We start from the raw sequence: 340 nt of genomic DNA on the forward strand, positions 1-340 counted from the left end.
GCTGGTCTGGAAGCAGATCATGGCGTGGCAAAATGGGCTGAAAACGCCAATGTCGGTTATATGCCTCAGGATCCTACCGAAGAATTCGCAGTCGATAAAAACCTGACTGATTGGATTGGTGAGTGGACTCAGGAAGGTGACGATGACCAGGCGGTACGCTCTATCCTTGGACGTTTGCTGTTCGGTGGCGATGATGTGAAAAAATCCGTCAAGGTGCTGTCGGGTGGTGAAAAAGGACGCATGATGTACGGCAAGCTGATGTTGGGCCGTCACAATGTCTTGTTGATGGATGAACCAACCAATCATATGGATATGGAATCCATCGAATCACTGAACGTGG

At 49.4% G+C, this 340-nt stretch carries 1 protein-coding gene; it reads left to right on the top strand.

Annotated features, from left to right (window positions below):
- A partial coding sequence (locus KDM89_RS20820; protein ID WP_212689740.1) for an ATP-binding cassette domain-containing protein occupies positions 1 to 340 on the top strand: 340 nt, incomplete at both ends.

This window comes from Cognatundibacterium luofuense, from assembly GCF_018139685.1.
Taxonomy (GTDB): Bacteria; Pseudomonadota; Gammaproteobacteria; order Burkholderiales; family Burkholderiaceae_D; genus Undibacterium; species Undibacterium luofuense.